The organism is Burkholderia seminalis (assembly GCF_001718535.1).
GTDB lineage: Bacteria > Pseudomonadota > Gammaproteobacteria > Burkholderiales > Burkholderiaceae > Burkholderia > Burkholderia seminalis.
This window is the reverse complement of the sequence record NZ_CP013400.1, coordinates 2,623,453-2,639,700: the sequence shown is the minus strand read 5'-3', so window position 1 is coordinate 2,639,700 and position 16,248 is coordinate 2,623,453. Positions and strand designations below refer to the sequence as shown.

At 66.7% G+C, this 16,248-nt stretch carries 12 protein-coding genes and 1 pseudogene; 6 read left to right on the top strand and 7 right to left on the bottom strand.

Features of this window, described 5'->3' with window-relative positions:
• Positions 1-54 precede the first annotated feature (54 nt).
• Positions 55-485: pseudogene (locus tag WJ12_RS32280) on the top strand (GFA family protein).
• 446 nt (positions 486-931) lie between these two features.
• The gene (locus WJ12_RS32275; protein ID WP_034190587.1) at positions 932-2,857 is read left to right on the top strand and encodes an NHL repeat-containing protein; all 1,926 of its coding nucleotides are present in this window, start codon (positions 932-934) and stop codon (positions 2,855-2,857) included.
• A 22-nt stretch (positions 2,858-2,879) separates the two neighbouring features.
• On the opposite strand, the gene WJ12_RS32270 is transcribed toward WJ12_RS32275, so the two are convergent.
• Positions 2,880-5,048 carry a TonB-dependent siderophore receptor gene (locus WJ12_RS32270; protein ID WP_059557457.1) on the bottom strand — a complete coding sequence of 723 codons (2,169 nt, stop codon included), beginning with the start codon at positions 5,046-5,048 and terminating at the stop codon, positions 2,880-2,882.
• Positions 5,049-5,446: 398 nt separating this feature from the next.
• Between WJ12_RS32270 and WJ12_RS32265 the strand changes: the two genes are divergently transcribed.
• The gene (locus tag WJ12_RS32265; protein ID WP_034190585.1) at positions 5,447-5,893 is read left to right on the top strand and encodes a hypothetical protein; all 447 of its coding nucleotides are present in this window, start codon (positions 5,447-5,449) and stop codon (positions 5,891-5,893) included.
• A 26-nt stretch (positions 5,894-5,919) separates the two neighbouring features.
• Here the strand turns inward: WJ12_RS32265 and WJ12_RS32260 are convergent, their stop codons facing one another.
• The 5 genes from WJ12_RS32260 to WJ12_RS32240 form a co-directional block, all read right to left on the bottom strand.
• Positions 5,920-7,014 carry a porin gene (locus WJ12_RS32260; protein ID WP_059557459.1) on the bottom strand — a complete coding sequence of 365 codons (1,095 nt, stop codon included), beginning with the start codon at positions 7,012-7,014 and terminating at the stop codon, positions 5,920-5,922.
• 102 nt (positions 7,015-7,116) lie between these two features.
• Complete coding sequence (locus WJ12_RS32255) at positions 7,117-8,454, bottom strand: MFS transporter (RefSeq protein ID WP_059557461.1); 1,338 nt, start codon at positions 8,452-8,454, stop codon at positions 7,117-7,119.
• 154 nt (positions 8,455-8,608) lie between these two features.
• Positions 8,609-9,667, bottom strand: coding sequence for an aromatic ring-hydroxylating dioxygenase subunit alpha (locus WJ12_RS32250; protein ID WP_034190582.1), 1,059 nt, complete (start codon positions 9,665-9,667; stop codon positions 8,609-8,611).
• A gap of 48 nt (positions 9,668-9,715) precedes the next feature.
• Positions 9,716-10,681: a PDR/VanB family oxidoreductase gene (locus WJ12_RS32245; protein ID WP_059557463.1), complete on the bottom strand. Its 966-nt coding sequence runs from the start codon at positions 10,679-10,681 to the stop codon at positions 9,716-9,718.
• A complete protein-coding gene (locus WJ12_RS32240; RefSeq protein WP_059557487.1) occupies positions 10,678-11,757 on the bottom strand; it encodes an aromatic ring-hydroxylating dioxygenase subunit alpha in 1,080 nt (359 codons plus the stop codon). The genes WJ12_RS32245 and WJ12_RS32240 overlap by 4 nt, the downstream gene beginning before the upstream one ends.
• Before the next feature lie 199 nt (positions 11,758-11,956).
• Here WJ12_RS32240 and WJ12_RS32235 point away from each other — a divergent pair, with 199 nt between their 5' ends.
• Complete coding sequence (locus tag WJ12_RS32235; protein ID WP_034190580.1) at positions 11,957-12,445, top strand: MarR family winged helix-turn-helix transcriptional regulator; 489 nt, start codon at positions 11,957-11,959, stop codon at positions 12,443-12,445.
• 62 nt (positions 12,446-12,507) lie between these two features.
• Here WJ12_RS32235 and WJ12_RS32230 read toward each other — a convergent pair whose 3' ends face one another.
• Positions 12,508-13,254: a TetR/AcrR family transcriptional regulator gene (locus WJ12_RS32230; RefSeq protein WP_059557464.1), complete on the bottom strand. Its 747-nt coding sequence runs from the start codon at positions 13,252-13,254 to the stop codon at positions 12,508-12,510.
• 170 nt (positions 13,255-13,424) lie between these two features.
• Between WJ12_RS32230 and WJ12_RS32225 the strand changes: the two genes are divergently transcribed.
• Together WJ12_RS32225 and WJ12_RS32220 are read left to right on the top strand one after the other, a co-directional pair.
• Positions 13,425-14,606, top strand: a complete 1,182-nt coding sequence (locus WJ12_RS32225; protein WP_034190578.1) for an isovaleryl-CoA dehydrogenase — start codon at positions 13,425-13,427, stop codon at positions 14,604-14,606.
• Positions 14,607-14,637: 31 nt separating this feature from the next.
• Positions 14,638-16,245, top strand: coding sequence for a carboxyl transferase domain-containing protein (locus WJ12_RS32220; RefSeq protein WP_059557466.1), 1,608 nt, complete (start codon positions 14,638-14,640; stop codon positions 16,243-16,245).
• Positions 16,246-16,248: the final 3 nt, after the last annotated feature.

Sequence of the window (16,248 nt, the reverse complement as noted above, 5' to 3'; positions counted from 1 at the left end):
GGCATCGTTGACGGCATGCTCCTATACCGTCGCCTCCCTTTTCGAGGAGACGACATGACCCGAACGCTTTCCGCGCGCTGCCTGTGCGTGCCGTGACGGTCACGCTGTGCGGCGAGCCGGCGGCGCGCGCGAACTGTCATTGCGCGACGTGCCGCGATTTTTACGGCACGCCGATGCTGTCGGCTACTGCATGGCCGCCGGAGCAGGTGACGATCGACGGCGGTCACGCGACGTTCCCGCATCCGTCGATGTCGATGTCACGGGCGTGGTGCGCATCGCGCGGCGAGATCGTGTTCGGGACGAACCGGCCCGGCATGCGCGTCGTGCCGAACAGCTTGACCGCGCGTGCGCATGGCGGGCCGCTGCCGGACCACTTGCAACCGTCGATGCACCTGTTCTACGGGCCACGCGTGATCGACGTCGCCGACGCGCTGCCGAAATACGTCGACGGCTGGGGCGGCCCGACGCTCGACCCGGCAAGTTAAGCGATCGCCGCCCCGTGCCGGTCCGGCCGGCGCGCGGTTTTTCCCGCCGCATTCCTCCTTTCCCTCCCGCTTTCCCTTCCGCGCGCGAAATCACGAACAGCCGATCGCGTCGAATAATATTTTTCTCCTTTCATTTTAATTTCTATTTGTAATAATCGAAAAGAATTCCGGGATGAAAAAGCAATACGGTCATATAAGAAAAAATGACGCATTTGTATCGGATGACCCGGAAGAAAATGCCGGCGTATACCTCGAGATCGTGTGACCGTCAGGCCGTCGTGGCGCGGTTTTGCAGATTTTGCGATCGTTGACGAAAAAGCGCCGGACGGCAAAAGGCGTGGAGTGAATAATTCGGAGTAACGGCGAATGCGCATTTGCCTGAATCACCAATATTTCATGCGCCGCGATTTACAGTGTCGACCATTGTTCGTCTGGGAGCATTATTCATGTCAATGAAACAAATCCGCGCGGCGTTGCTGGGAATGTGCATGGCGCTGCTGGCGCCGGCGGGCCACGCGCAGGCGCAATACTCGACCGACTGGCTTGCGAACACGTACGGCACGCTGGCCGCCCACGTCGGCAACGGCGCGCGCTCGATGTGGGTCGCGCCCGAAGGCGTGATCTACACGGCGTCGCGCTGGGACGAGAACGCGGGCGGCGTCGCGATCTACCAGAACGGCCAGCCGCTCGGCACGATCGGCATCCACGACGAATTCCAGGGCGGAGCGATCACCGGCAATGCCACGTCGCTGTTCGTCGCGCTCGGCTACAACCGCACGTTCGGCAGCGGCTCGGTGGGGCGCTACAACCGAAGCTCGAACCAGCGCGACCTGCGCATCCCGGTCAGCACGTGGACGGGCATCCAGTACGCGGACGTGATCACGGGCCTCGCGACGGGCGGCAACCTGCTGTACGTGAGCGACTTCTACGGCAACCGCGTGCGCGTCTATACGACCGACGGCGTATGGCAGCGCGACATCGGCGTCACGGGTCCCGGCGCGCTGGCGCTCGATGCGGCCGGCAATCTGTGGGTCGCGCGCAAGAGCGCGGGCGTCGTCGCGCAGTTCAGCGCGGCCGGTGCGGCGATGAACACGCTTCAGATGGCGGCCGGCGCGCGGCCGGCGTCGTTGTACTTCGATGCGTCGATGGGCCAGTTGATGGTGGGCGACGAAGGGCCCGACATGAACATCAAGGTGTACGGCGGGCTGCCCGGGATGCCGGTGCAGGTCGGCACGTTCGGCGTGCAGGGCGGTTATCTCGACACGACGACGGGCATCAAGGGGCAGGTCGGCGACAAGCGCTTCACTCGCGTCGCGGCGCTCGGCAAGGATGCGGCCGGCAACCTGTACGTGCTGAACAACGCGTGGGGCGGCGGCTGGGATCTCGGCCGCAACGGCAGCACCGATCTGCATTCGTACAGCCCGGTCGGCACGCTGCAATGGAAGCTGCAGGCGTTGAACTTCGAGGGAATCGCCGCGCCCGATCCGGTGACGGACGGCACGTTGTTCTTCAGCGGCAACAACGTGTACACGGGCACCGCGGGCGGCACGTTCGTCGCGAACACGGTCGACCCGTTCACCTACCCGAAGGACCCGCGCCTCGACATGAACGACTATCAGCGCGGCCAGCACTTCGGCCAGCTCGTGAACGTCGGCGGCAACCGGATCCTCGTCGCGTCGGGCCAGAACCCGGGCAACTTCAACTTCTATTACTTCAACACCGCGAGCGGCTACATCGCGATCCCGGCCGGTTCGCTGCCGGGCAAGCCGTTCAACACGACGCTGCAGGTGACGGCCGGTTTCGACATCGACGGCAACGGCGACGTGTGGGCCGGGCTGAACGGATCGAACGTGATCGCGCGCTACCCGATGACGGGCTTCGACGCGACCGGCAAGCCGTCGTGGGGCAAGCCGACGACGACGCCCGTGCCGACCGGCGTCGCGCCGGTCACGCGCATCATCTACCAGGCCGACAGCGACACGATGATCCTCGCGCAGGGCCTCGCGGGCAATTGGGACTGGACCGCGATGAACGGGCACATCGAGGTCTATCACGGCTGGAAGAACGGCAACACGAGCGCGCCGAACCCGGTGATCAACCTGACGAGCGCGAACCCGAAATCGATCGCGGCGGCCGGCCACTACCTGTTCGTCGGCTACGTGCACACGGTGCCGAACATCGACGTGTTCGACCTGAACACCGGCGCGCTCGTCACGACGCTGACGAATTCGAACACGTCGGCGATGGACGTCGGCAACGACGTCGATTCGATGTACGGCGTGCGTGCCTACCTGCGCTCGACCGGCGAGTACGTGATCACGAAGGACAACTACAACGGGTCGAACATCGTCGTTTATCGCTGGCGCCCGTGACCGCGCCGGCCATCCCGTTGCGTCAGAACGATACCGTCGTCGTCAACGTGACGAGCCGCGGTTCGCCGACCGCGACGATCAGGTTGTTGTTGCTCGACGGGTAGTAGGTCTTGTCGAGCAGGTTCTTCACGTTGAGCTGGAAGCGCGTCGGGAATTTGCCGATCGTCGTTTCGTAGGCGGCGAACGCATCGACGGTCACGTAGCCGGGCAGCGTGAAGCTGTTCGCCGTATCGCCGGGGCGTGCGCCGACGAGGCGCGCGCCGCCGCCGAAGCGCCAGCGGCCCGGCAGGTTCGCGATGGCCGTGTCGTACACCGCGAACAGGCTGCCCGTGTGGCGTGCGACGTTGACGAGCGGCGTGTTGCTGTCGCGATCGTTCGCGTTCGTATACGCATAGCTGCCGATCACGCTCAGGTGACGCGTGATCTGCCCGGCGACGTCGAGCTCGATCCCGCGCGAGCGCGCGGTACCGATCGTCGACGTGAGGTCGCCGACCGTGACCGCGACGTTGCGCTTGTCGATCTGGTAGACCGCGAGCGTGCCGGTGATCGCGGGCTTCAGGCTGAACTTCAGCCCGGCCTCGAGCACGCGGCCGTATTCCGGCGCGAGCGGTGCCGCGACGTTCGATGCGACGTTCGGCTTGAACGAACGGCTCACGTTCGCATACGCGGTCAGCTCGGGCGTGAGCGCATAGGCGAGCCCGAACTGCGGCAGCCAGACGCTGCCGCGCGACCGGTCGGCGAACACGAACGGGCGCCCCATGCCCGATTCCTGCTGCCAGTTTTCCCAGCGCAGCCCGCCCACTGCCGTGAGGCGGTCGGTGATCTTCACGGTATCCTGAACGATCGTCGAATACGCATGCACGACCGAGCGCGAATCGCTTTGCTTCGCGTTGGGCGTGCCGCCCGGTGCGAGCAGGCCGTACGCGGGATCGTAGAGATTGAAACCGGTCGTCGCCTTGCCGCGGATCGTGTCGCCGCGGAAGCTGCGCTGCCGCTCGTATTCGCCGCCGATGTAGAGCGCGTGGTTCATCCCCGCCAGCGTCACGTTGCCGAGCAGGCCGAGTGTCGCGATCTGGTCGGAATCGTTGCGCCCCAGGTTCGCGTCGGACGAGCGCGTCAGCGCGCCGGTCCTGCTGTTGAACGCGGTGGCGCGCGTAATGTACTGATCGTAGCGGTCGCGGCCCCAGCCGTAGGTCGCGCGTACACGCCATGCGTCGGAGAAGCGGTGCTCGATGCGCGTACGCAGCGTTTCCTGGATGCCGCTGCTTTGCGACCACGCTTCCTCGTAGCGGCGATAACGCAGCGTATCGTCGAGCTGGCCGTTCACGAGCACGGTGCCGCGATCGAACGGCGTCGTGTAGTCGACGTACTGGTAGCTGACGTCGATCGACGTGTTCGCGTCGTGCCACGACAGCGCGGGCGCGATCAGCGCATTGCGTTCGCGGCCGAAGCTGCGCCAGTAGCGGCTCGTGTCGTATTCGCCGGTCAGCCGGAACGCGAGCGTGCCGCCCGCGACCTGGCCCGGCTTGCCGAGCGGGCCCGTGAGGTCGAACTGCGCGCTGCTGCCGCCATGGCTCGTGCGCGACGCGGAGATCGAGCCGCCGAACGTGTCTTCCGGCTTGCGCGTGACGAGGTTGATCACGCCGCCCGGATCCTGCATCCCGTACAGCAGCGACGCGGGCCCTTTCAGCACTTCGACGCGATCGATCGTCGCGAGATAGCTGTGCAGCACCGGCGTGCGCACGCCGTCGACGAGCACCGAGCCGTCGTTGTTCGATCCGAAGCCGCGCTTGATGAACGCGTCGCGCGTGCCGCCGAGCGTGTTCGTCTGCGTGACGCCGCTGATGTTGCCGAGCACGTCGTCGAGCGAGCGCGCCTGCTGGTCCTGCATCACGCTGCTGCTGACCACCGCGACCGATTGCGGAATCTCCTTCAGCGAACGGTCGTCGCCGCCCGCGATGCGCGTGGTGCGCGGCTGATAGCCGACCGTCGGATCGGCCGTTGCCGACGCGCTGACGCTGATCGCCGGGAGTTCATGTTCGGTTGGCGTCGCGGGAGTCGATGCGGGCGTGACGGGTTCGGCGTTGGCCGCATGCGCGCCGCTCGCGACGCAAAGGGTGAGCAGGGCAGGCAGGCGGGTGCGCCACGGACGCTGGGTCCGGGCACGGCGAGGCGTTCGACGGGATGGCATGAATCGAGGCAGGAGGAATACCAAGGATCGTGTTGCGGGCCGCGGCGTTTGGTTGCGGCCAGGTTGTGCATGATATATTTAATGAGAATCATTTGCAATTGTAATGGGATGGCCGGCAACGCACGGGACCCAGTTGCCGGGCCATCGACCGTCTGCTACCGTAGCGGCCAAAATCAGACGCAGTAAAAATCAACGAGAGAGCCGGGGGCCGCACCATGTCATCTTCCAGTCACGTCGCGTTCCGCGCGGCGCCGTGCACCGCGCACGACCCTGCGCGTGATGAAGTGATCGCAGCCGTGTTCCGCCATTCGAACGATTAAAGCAACGAAAGCGAATGCAACCGGCGCAAGCGCCGGGCTTCGACGACTTCAACCACCACGCTGGACGGGAGACCACCGATGAAGAAGATTTCCGCGCCGTTCGCGGCGGCCGCGCTTGCGGCCTGCGCGCTGCTGGCGGGCGTTCACGAGGCCGCTTGCGCGGCTTCGGCCGCCGAACCCGCGATCGATGCGCATTACGGCGCCGTGATCGAGGCCTATACGCAGGACATGGCCGCCGCGAAGACGAAATACGACGGCCGGCGCCTCGTGTTCGTCGGCGCCGTGATCCGGATGGGCAGCGACCCGGCCGGCACGTACTTCGGCGCGCTGACGGCCGACGGCGAGCAGTTCGATACGCATTTCGACGTGGCCGACCAGGCCGCGCTGAAGCCGAAATTCCCCGGCGGGGAGATCAAGCCGTTCGTCACGTCGGCGGCGTTCCGGTTCAGCTGCGTGAACGAAGGCTATATCGATGCGCCCGTATTGCCGGGGTTGAAGCTCTCGCACTGCCGGCTCGCCGATTGACGAGGCGCCGGTGCGGCGTCCGGCGTTCAGAACTTCTGCTGGATGCCGGCCATCACGCCGAGCTGGTTCATTCCGGTACCGACCGTCCCGCCGGCGGCGACCGCGTTCGCGGCCAGCGCGCTGTTGAACATGTAGCCCACCGACGTATAGACGGTCGTCCGCTTCGACAGGAAATAGTTCGCGCGGCCGACGAGCAGCGTCGCATTCGTGCCGCCTTCGCGGTTTTCGCGGCGTTGCAGGTAGCGTACGCCCTGGAGATCGAGCGCGAGGTAGGGCGTCGCGTAATACGTCCCGCCGGCGAACACGATATCGGCCTGCAGGTGTTCGGCCGCCGCAAGGTTGCGGCGGATCCACCCGGCGCCCAGTTTCGCGGGGCCGATCTTCACGTAGCCGGCGACGATGTCGCGCGTGTCGGTGTACGCCGGATTGCTCAGCGGCGCGAGCGCGCCGCCGCCGCCGCGCATCACGTCGTGCGATGCGGCGAGCCCGAAATGGCTCGCGTCGTACGCGAGCATCGCCGTGTATTGGCGGCAGGCGACGATGTCGCCGGGCACCTGCCCGGCGCAGCCTGTCGCCGACGGCCCTGCCGGCCCGGCCGCGTCGCGGCCGAAGCTGTAGGTGGCGCCGAGCGTCACGCCGTGGAACGTGCCCTTGTAGCCGATCGCATTGTCGCTGCGCGCGTTCGGCAGATAGGAGTCGAAATCCGCCATGGAGTGAATCGACGGGCCGATCACGTCGGCATTGGTCAGCACGATCATCGACATGTTCATCTGGCGGCCAAGCGTCAGCGCGCCGAACGGACCGCTCACGCCGACGTTCGCCTGTCGCCCGAACAGGCGCCCGCCGTAATTCAGCGCGCCGGTGCCGGGCTGGAAACCGTTCTCGAGCACGAAGAAGGCCTGGTAGCCGCCGCCGAGATCCTCGGTGCCTCTCAGCCCCCACCGTGACGGCACCTCGCCGGTCAGCGTCGGCATGCCCGTGAACGATCCGCCGCGCGCGGCGTTGTTGTAGTAGGACACACCGGTATCGATGATCCCGTACAGCGTGACGCTGCTTTGCGCGCAGGCCGGCCCGGCCAGCGCCATCACCGTCGCGAGTGCGACGCCCAGTTTCGTTTTCATGGCTGTCTCCAAACATTATGTAGATATGCTTATCGATTTTTTGAGTGCCCCGGGCGTGTCCGGGAGGCCGACGGGTATCGGCAGGACTGCGGGCGTTCCGTGTTACGACAGCGCCGGGTCGCGTTGCCGGCGCGGTGCCGCGGCGCGCGTGCCCGCCACGGCGACGGCGATCGCCGCGCCGGCCATCGGTACGAGGAACGCGAGGTAGAGATGGGAGACAGCCCAGCCGTCGTCCAGCAGCGCACCGACGGTCATCGGCGACAGGATCGCGCCGAGGCGGCCGATGCCGACCGCGAGGCCGATGCCGGTCGTGCGGATTTCCGCGGGGTACGGCGTCGGCGACAGCGCATACATGCCGGCCACGCACGCATTGATCACGGCGCCGAGGAACACCGCGACGATCATCCCGACGCCGAGCGAGCCGGTGTTCGCGCCGAACACGACCATCAGCGCGCCGCCGAGCAGCAGGGTCGCGGCGAGCAGGTTGCGCAGGCCGAACCTTGTCGACAGCAGGCTGAAGAGCGACGCGCCCGCAATGCCGCCGAGGTTGAGCAGGACGCCGCCGGTGACGCCCTGCGATGTCGACAGCCCGGCCTGGACCAGCAGCTTCGGCGTCCAGCTCACGACGAAGTAGAAGCTGCCCATCACGAGGAAGAACGCGATCCACAACGCGATCGTGCGGCGCGCGAGCGGTGCGCGCAGCACGGCGGTCCAGCCCGACGCGGGGCTTGCCGTGTCGATGGACGAGGGTGGCAGCGCGGCGATCGGTGAGCGCTTCATTCGCGCGAGGATGCGGTTGATTTTCCGCAGCGCGTCGTCCGGACGCCGTGCCAGCAGGAAGTCGAGCGATTCCGGCAGCATCGCGAGCACCATCGGGATCGCCAGCAAGGTCAGGATGCCGCCGAACGCGAACACGCTGCGCCACCCCCACGTCGACAGCAGGTAGCCGGCGACGACGCCGCCGGCGGTGGCGCCGATCGCATAGCCGGTCGACTGCATGCCGATCGCGGCGCTGCGCCACTTGTTCGACGCGTACTCGCCGCTGATGACGGTCAGGCTCGCCAGCATGCCGCCGATGCCGAGCCCCGTGTACGCGCGCGCGACGGCGAGCTGCAGCGTGCTGTGGGTGGCCGCGCAGGCGAGCATCCCGGTCGAGATCACCGTGAGGCAGAGCAGGATGATGCGGCGGCGGCCGACGCGGTCGGCCAACGGCGCGATCAGCACCGAGCCGATTCCCATGCCGGCCAGCCCGGCACTCAGCAGCAGGCCGATTTCCTTGCCGCTCAGTTTCCATTCGGCCGCCAGATGCGGTGCGGCAAACGCGATGGCCAGCACATCGAAGCCATCGAGCATGTTCAGCACGACGCAGGCCGTGACCGCCATCGTCTGGAACACGCTCATCGGGGATTCGTCGATCGTATTGCGGATACTTGCGCTCACGTCAAAGATCCTTGAAAAATAGTACGACTAATTAAATGGGATGAAATCGAAACCGGCGGCAACGAATGGGACGAAAGCGAATGCCTGGGCGGACGAGCCTTCCGGCGAACGCCCGTTGTGTCCGGCAGGCGTGATTCGCGCGCCGGCGCGACGCTTACGCGGGTTCCGGTTGCAGCAGCCGCTCGATCACGCGCCGCGCGCGATTGGGGCCCGCGTCGACATGAATGTCGATCTGGCGGCTGCCCGGAAAGCGCAGCTGATTCCGGTATTGCGCTTCGATCACGGTCTTGTCTTCGTCGAACGTCGCCGCGGACTGCTCGATGACCGTTTGCGCGACGCGCTCCACGTCGTGTTGCGGGTTGGTCGCGACGGTCCAGAAGTAGTGCGTCGTCGTTTCCGTCTCGGGCGTGATGCCGTGGAAGCCGCGCATGTGAAAGCCGCCGCGCGCCGGATCGTGCAGGTCGCCGGTGCCGGCGTCCATCGCGCCGGTCCAGATCCGGATGTGCGACACGTGGAACTCGATTTCCTGCCAGCGATCGACGCGGCCCGCGAACGGCCAGGCGGCGGTGTAGGTCGGCGGCGGGTCGGAATCCGGCATCCGGCGAACCAGCGTCACCGTGTCGCCGTCGCTGCTGACGCGGGTTTCCGCGCCCATGTGCAGCGACGCGTTGCCGCCGATCGTTTTCAGATGGACATAGCCGAGGTGGCTCAGGTCCATCAGGTTGTCGTGAATCAGTTGATACGGCGCATCGTAATGGTAGTTGCCGCCGCCGAACCGGTATTGCGGATCCGCGTGGAACGCGTAGCGCGGCGGCGCGCCGGCCGGTTTCGCGTGCGCGTCGGCGCCGATCCAGATCCACACGATCGCATCCTGCTCCTGCACCGGATACGACGACACGCACGCTTTCGCCGGAACCCGGTCCTGGCCGGGGATCTCGATGCATGCACCGCCGCGGTCGAACAGCAGCCCGTGATAGCCGCAGCGCAGGCCGCGTGCTTCGAGCGAGCCGCACGACAGCGGCAGCGACTTGTGGCAGCAGCGATCCTCCAGCGCGCCGACTTCCCCGGACGGCAACCGGAACAGGACGACCGGCCGGCCGAGCAGCGTGCGGGCAACGGGTTGGTCCGTCAGTTCGGACGACAGCGCGGCGACCCACCATCGGTCGAGCGGGAAGGGCGTGGTAGTGACCGGTGGCCGGGCACGTTGCTCCATGGATCGTCTCCAGTATTGTGGTTGGCCGCCGCGGATCGGGCGGTCCGTCTACAGATCGAGTACCAGCAGGTCGCTTCGCGATCGCGAACAGCACGGCATGAACTGGTCGCCGGCCGCCTGTTCCTCTTCGGTCAGATACGAGTCGCGATGATCGGGCTCGCCTTGCAGCACGCGCGTCACGCAGGTGCCGCATACGCCTTGCTCGCACGACGTCAGCACGTCGACGCCGTTCGCCGCCAGCGCCGCGACGACCGTGCATTCGGCCGGCACGTCGATCACCTGGCCGCTGCTCGCGATCCGGACCTGGAACGCGCGGTCCGCACCGGACGACGCAACCGCGCCGCCGAAGAACTCGTAGTGCAGCCGCGCTTCGTCCCAGTGGCGCGCGCGCGCGGCGTTCAGTACCGCGTCCATGAAGCCGCGCGGGCCGCACACATACAGGTGGGTGCCTTCCGGCGCGGCGGCAAGCACGGTGGCCAGATCGAAGCGTTGCGCGGGGTCGCCGTCGTCGACGTGGAAGCGGGTGCGATCGTGAAACCCGGCTGCGTGGATTCGCGCGACGAACGCCATGCGATCGGTCGAACGCGCGCAGTAGTGCATGTCGAACGGCTGGCCCGACGAGAACAACCGTTCCGCCATGCTGAGGATCGGCGTGACGCCGATCCCGCCCGCGAGCAGCAGGTGGTGCGGCGCGTCGGGCGCGAGCGGAAACTGATTGCGCGGCACGCCGATCCGTACGATGTCGCCTTGGCGGACTGCGTCGTGAATGGCGCGCGACCCGCCGCGCCCGTCGGCGTCGCGCAGCACGGCGATCTGATAGCGATCACCGTGCTCCGGGTGGTTGCACAGCGAATACTGGCGCACGAGGCCGCCCGGCAGATGCACGTCGATATGGGCGCCGGCGTCGAAGCGGGGCAGCGGCGCACCGTCGTCGCTGACGAATTCGAAGCCGCAGATGTCGCGCGCTTCCTGCCACTTGCGCGCGACGCGCACCGTCAGGGTCGCGGCGCTCATGACGCCGCCTTGACGGGCGCGACCGGGATCACGGGCCGCTGCGGGGTCGACACGTTCTCGTCGACGAGCAGCCGCTCGATCACCTTGCGCGACATTACGCCGCCGGCGTCGATGTTGAGCTTGAGCAGCTTGCGATCGGGCCACTTCTCCAGGTTGCGCTGCTGGCGCTCGAGCATCTCGAGATCCTCGGCGAAGATCTTGCCCTGGCCTTCGCGGATCTCGGCGGTCAGCGCGGGGTCGTCGGGCCGGAAGTTGCGCGCCATGCCCCAGAAGTACCAGATCGAGGTGTCCGTCTCGGGCGTGATGAAGTCGACCACGATCGACGACGCCTTCAGGTCGGCCGGCGCGTCGTAGCCGCCGTGGCCCGCATGCGCGACGCCGACTTCGATCATCACGTGGCTCGGCGGCGAGAAGCGGCAGATCTGCCAGCGGTCGACCGGCACGTCGTCGGCCAACCCGTTGCCGCGCAATGCCATCCGCCAGAACGGCGGCGGCATCACGTTCTCCATGAAGCGGCTCGTGACGACTTCGTCGCCGTGGCTGGTCGTCTTCGGCGGCGCTTCGTCGATTTCCTTCTGGCCGATGCTCGTCGCATGCACGTAGGTTTCGTGCGTGAGGTCCATCAGGTTGTCGATCATCAGCCGGTAGTCGCAACGGATGTGATACAGGCCGCCGCCGTGGGCCCAGGCCGGATCCTCGGCCCACGCCAGCGCGGGCAGCTTGGCCCGATCGGCCGCCGCCGCATCGCCCGGCCAGACCCAGATGAAGCCGTACCGCTCGACCGCCGGAAAGCTGCGAATCGGCGGGAAGCCGCCGACGCGCTGGCCCGGCATGCCGGCCGCCTTGCCGTTACAGCCCATTTCCAGCCCGTGATAGCCGCACACGAGCACCCCGTCGCGCACGAAACCCAGCGACAACGGCGCGCCGCGGTGCGGGCAGAAATCCTCGAGCGCGGCGACCTGGCCGTCCGCCGCGCGGTAAAACACCATCGACTCGTTGCAGATCGTGCGGCCCAGCGGCTTGCCGTCGATTTCATCGGGCGTGCACGCCACGTACCAAGCATTCTTGAGAAACACGTTCGTCGTCTCCTTCAGGTCGATGCCGCCGGTACGCGGCATCTCTTCATTCCGTGTACTGAATGAGATTCAGTGTACTCATCGAGCTTGGCTGGAGCAAGGCGGGCGGTATACTGGTTTTCCCGGGAAATGGCGCGAGGCAGCGCCATGCCGTCGGCGCGCGCAACCGGCGCGCGTCGCCTATGTCATCGACTCATTCATGGAAAAAACGAATCCCGCCGTCGCGCCGGCTTTCCCGCTCGATCTGTACGACGAACCCGGGCACCTGATCCGGCGCGCACACCAGATCGCGGTTGCGATGTTCTACGAGAAGCTGGGCCGGGACGTGACGCCGGTGCAGTACGCGGTGCTGCGGATGCTCTACGAGAGCCCGGGGCTCGATCAGGTGACGCTCGCGCAGCGGGTGGCGCTCGATACGTCGACGACCGCGGATCTCGCGGTCCGGCTCGAAGCGAAAGGATTGATCGTGCGCGAAGTGCTGCCGCGACGTCAGCGCCGCCTGTTGCTGACGCCGGCGGGCGTCGAACTGCTCACGCACCTGATTCCGTCGGTGAAGGAGCTGCGGGCCGGCCTGTTCGACGGAATGGGAGAGGACGATTCGCAGGAACTGATGCGCTTGTTGCGCAAATTCGTCCATTTGAACAACGAGCAAAGCCGCGCGCCGCTGCGCGTCGGCGAGGAGTCGTAGCGGCGCCGAGCTCGCCCGGCAGCGCGCGGCACCGGGGTGGCGGGCGCGCCGCCCGCCGCGCGTCACGCGCGCGCGTTTTCGTCTTCCAGCCGCCGCACGGCTTCCACGACTTCATTCCTGAAACGCACGAGCGCCGCCTGTTCCGGCGCCGGCGGCTGCATGGCGGCCCACAGCATGTCGATCAGCTGCGCGGCCGTCGTTTCCGTATCGAGCTTGCGGTGCCCGAGGATCGCATCCCACAGCACGTGCTCCATCGGCCCGAACACCATCGAACGCAACAGGCTCAGCGGCAGGTCCGCACGCACCTGCCCGGCCGCCTGGCCGCGCGCGAGCACGTCCATCAGCGGCGCCGTGTAGCGGCGCTGCAGTGCGGTCAGCTCGTCGCTCAGCGCATGCTGCTTCGCGCGGCCTTCCGACAGCACCAGCGCGCACAGCCCCGTGCCGTTCACCAGCATCAGCCGCAGGTGGGTGCGCACGATGAACGCGAACTGCTGCTGCACCGATGCATCCCGCGGCATGCCGTGCTCGAACGCCGCGATGATTTCGTCGTACCAGTCCGCGATCACGCGCGCGCACAGCTCGCGCTTGCCGCGGAAGTAGCTGAACACCGTCGCCTCCGACACGCCGACGCGCTGCGCGATCTCGGCGGCCGTCGCATGCTCGTAACCTTTTTCGGCAAACACTTCACGGCCGGCGCGCAGAATGTCCTGCACGCGCTGCTGGGATTTGCGCCCGGCGGGCGCGCGCGGCGCGTCGGCGCGATCGGCTTTGGCGGTGTCGGTCATGGTGTCGGCGGGAGCGGCTGTCATGGCCGCATGATATCTGAGTATCACTCAAAAAACTATTGACGCCGAACCCGGCGAGGCGCGAAACTGTGCAAAATTTCCGCGTTATTGGTTAATTAATTGGTGCATTCATTCGATTTGAGCGAAACTCAGAAATAGATGAGTGCGACACACTTTCTGGAGACGGAGGAGACATGATCAACCTGCCCGGCGTGCAATTCATGCTCGGTGAAGACATCGAGATGCTGCGCGACGCCGTCGCGACGTTTGCGGCGAAGGAAATCACGCCGCGCGCGGCGGAGGTCGACCGCACCGACCAGTTTCCGATGGATCTGTGGAAGAAGTTCGGCGATCTCGGCGTGCTCGGCATGACGGTCGCCGAGGAATACGGCGGCGCGAACATGGGCTACACCGCGCACATGGTCGCGATGGAGGAGATCTCGCGCGCCTCGGCGTCGATCGGCCTGTCGTACGGCGCGCACTCGAACCTGTGCGTGAACCAGATCCACCGCAACGGCACCGAAGCGCAGAAGCGGAAATACCTGCCGAAGCTCGTGTCGGGCGAACACATCGGCGCGCTCGCGATGAGCGAGCCGAACGCCGGTTCCGACGTCGTCAGCATGAAGCTGCGTGCCGACAAGCGCGGCGATCGTTACGTGCTGAACGGCACGAAGATGTGGATCACCAACGGCCCGGATTGCGATACGCTCGTCGTCTACGCGAAGACGGACGTCGAAGCCCACTCGCGCGGCATCACCGCGTTCATCGTCGAGAAGGGGATGAAGGGCTTCTCGGTCGCGCAGAAGCTCGACAAGCTCGGCATGCGCGGCTCGCACACGGGCGAGCTGGTGTTCCAGGACGTCGAGGTGCCGGAAGAGAACATCCTCGGCCAGTTGAACGGCGGCGTGAAGGTGCTGATGAGCGGCCTCGACTACGAGCGCGCGGTGCTGTCGGGCGGCCCCACGGGCATCATGGCCGCGTGCCTCGACGCCGTGGTGCCGTATATCCACGACCGCAAGCAGTTCGGCCAGTCGATCGGCGAATTCCAGCTGATCCAGGGCAAGGTCGCCGACATGTACACCACCTTCCAGGCGTGCCGCGCGTACCTGTACGCGGTCGGCCGCCATCTCGACTCGGCGGGCAGCGACCATATCCGCCAGGTGCGCAAGGATTGCGCGGGCGTGATCCTCTACACGGCCGAGAAGGCGACGTGGATGGCCGGCGAGGCGATCCAGATCCTCGGCGGCAACGGCTACATCAACGAATATCCGGTCGGCCGCCTGTGGCGCGATGCGAAGCTGTACGAGATCGGCGCCGGCACGAGCGAGATCCGCCGGATGCTGATCGGCCGCGAGCTGTTCGCGGAAACGATGTAACGCCCCACGTCACGCGAACGGAGCCTCGTCGATGCCGATCATCGAATCGAAACTGAACCCGCGTTCGGAAGACTTCCGCGCGAATGCCGCCGCGCTCGAGGCGGTCGTCGCCGCCCTGCGCGCGAAGATCGAACAGCTCGCGCAGGGCGGCGGCCAGGCCGCACGCGACAAGCACCTGTCGCGCGGCAAGCTGCTGCCGCGCGATCGCATCGCGCAACTGCTCGATCCGGGCGCGCCGTTCCTCGAGCTGTCGCAGCTCGCGGCGAACGGCATGTACAACGACGACGCGCCGGGCGCGGGCGTCGTCACCGGGATCGGCCGCATCGCCGGCCGCGAATGCGTGATCGTGTGCAACGACGCGACGGTCAAGGGCGGCACCTACTACCCGATCACCGTGAAGAAGCACGTGCGCGCGCAGGAAATCGCCGCGGAAAACCGGCTGCCGTGCGTCTACCTCGTCGATTCGGGCGGCGCGAACCTGCCGAACCAGGACGACGTGTTTCCCGATCGCGACCACTTCGGCCGCATCTTCTTCAACCAGGCGACGATGTCGGCGGCGGGGATCGCGCAGATCGCCGTCGTGATGGGCTCGTGCACGGCCGGCGGCGCCTACGTGCCGGCGATGAGCGACGAGTCGATCATCGTGAAGGACCAGGGCACGATTTTCCTCGGCGGCCCGCCGCTGGTGAAGGCCGCGACGGGCGAGGAAGTGAGCGCCGAGGATCTCGGCGGCGGCGACGTGCACACGCGCCTGTCGGGCGTGGCCGACCATCTCGCGCAGAACGACGCGCATGCGCTGTCGATCGCGCGCAACATCGTCGATCATCTCGCGCCGAAGATCGCGTCGCCGGTGGCGCTGCGCGAGCCGAAGCCGCCGCGCTACGATGCGAAGAGCCTGTACGGCGTGATCCCCGTCGATACGCGCAAGCCGTTCGACGTGCGCGAGGTGATCGCGCGCATCGTCGACGATTCGGAATTCGACGAATTCAAGGCGCGCTACGGCACGACGCTCGTCACGGGCTTCGCGCACATCTGGGGCCATCCGGTCGGGATCGTCGCGAACAACGGCATCCTGTTCTCCGAATCGGCCGTGAAGGGCGCGCATTTCATCGAGCTGTGCTGCCAGCGCAAGATCCCGCTCGTGTTCCTGCAGAACATCACGGGCTTCATGGTCGGGCGCAAGTACGAGAACGAAGGCATCGCGCGGCATGGCGCGAAGATGGTGACGGCCGTGTCGAACGCGAAGGTGCCGAAGTTCACGGTGATCATCGGCGGCTCGTTCGGCGCCGGCAACTACGGGATGTGCGGTCGCGCATTCGGCCCGCGGTTCCTGTGGATGTGGCCGAATGCGCGCATCTCGGTGATGGGCGGCGAGCAGGCCGCGTCGGTGCTCGCGACGGTGCGTCGCGACGGCATCGAGGCGAAGGGCGGGTCGTGGTCGAGCGACGAAGAGGAAGCGTTCAAGCAGCCGATCCGCGACCAGTACGAGCGCCAGGGCCATCCGTATTACGCGAGCGCGCGGCTGTGGGACGACGGCGTGATCGACCCAGCGCAGACGCGCGACGTGCTCGGCCTCGGCCTGGCCGCATCGATGAACGCGCCGATCGAAGACACGCGCTTCGGCGTGTTCCGCATGTAACGC